The sequence below is a fragment of the Xanthomonas sp. LMG 12459 genome (genome assembly GCF_009192905.1).
GTDB lineage: Bacteria > Pseudomonadota > Gammaproteobacteria > Xanthomonadales > Xanthomonadaceae > Xanthomonas_A > Xanthomonas_A sontii.
Genome location: NZ_NSGT01000124.1, coordinates 1 through 1,102, shown reverse-complemented (window position 1 = coordinate 1,102; position 1,102 = coordinate 1). Strand labels below are relative to the sequence as shown.

Genomic DNA, 1,102 nt, shown 5'->3' with positions numbered 1-1,102 from the left:
GGACCCTCAACGGCAGCGCCTACACCTACGCCGGCACCAACCCGGGCAGCACGGTGAGCGTGGGCAGCGCCGGCCATGAGCGGACGGTGACCAACGTGGCCGCCGGCCGCGTGTCCGGGACCAGCACCGATGCGGTCAACGGCTCGCAGCTGTATGCCACCAATACCGAACTGGGCAAGGTCGGCACCACCGTCAACAGCATTCAGGAAGGCGCGGGCGTGAAATACGCCCACACCAACTCGACCGGGGCCGACAGCACTGCCAGCGGTACCGACAGCAGCGCGATGGGACCGGCGGCGAGTGCGTACGGCGACAGCGCGGTGGCACTGGGCAATGGCGCGGTGGCGGGCGATGCGAACGATCCGGCCGTGGCCAACGCCGTGGCACTGGGCAAGGCGGCCACGGCCAGCGGCGGCGCTGCCATCGCCGTCGGCAACAACAGCAAGGCCCAAGCTCTCAACAGCATCAGCGTCGGCAACGCGTCCGAGGCCACCGGCGACTACAGCAGCGCCATCGGCTACCAGGCCAAGGCCACCGGCGCCGCCAGCAGCGCCATCGGCACCTTGGCCGAGGCCAGCGGCGGCTACAGCAGCGCCGCTGGCTACCTGGCCAAGGCCACCAGCAGCGGCAGCAGCGCTTTCGGCACCGGCGCCAACGCCAGCGGCGTCTACAGCAGCGCTTTCGGCACCAGCGCCCAGGCTATCGCCAAAGATGCCATGGCTATGGGTGTCTCTGCCCTTGCCAGCGGCAAGGATGGTATGGCGATAGGGGCCTTCGCTAATGCTATTGGCGCCCAAAGCACCGCGGTGGGAGCGGCGGCGAACGCGTACGGCGACAGCGCGGTGGCACTGGGCAATAGCGCGGTGGCGGGCGATGCGAACGATTCGGCCGTGGCCAACGCCGTGGCGCTGGGCAAGGCGGCCACGGCCAGCGGCGGCGACAGCCTGGCGCTGGGCGCAGGCGCAGCGGCGGCGCAGGCCGGCGCCGTGGCGCTGGGCAGCGGCAGCAGCACGGCCGCGGCGGTGGCGACCACCGGCGGGGCGCCCATAACCAGCGCCGCCCCGAGCCGTGCGGCCCCGCCGCCCACCCTCAGCGGCCGCGG

1 pseudogene is annotated in these 1,102 nt (G+C 72.3%); it reads left to right on the top strand.

Going from position 1 to position 1,102, the window contains the following annotated elements:
- Positions 1-1,102: pseudogene (locus CEK65_RS20555) on the top strand (hypothetical protein); the annotation flags it as partial.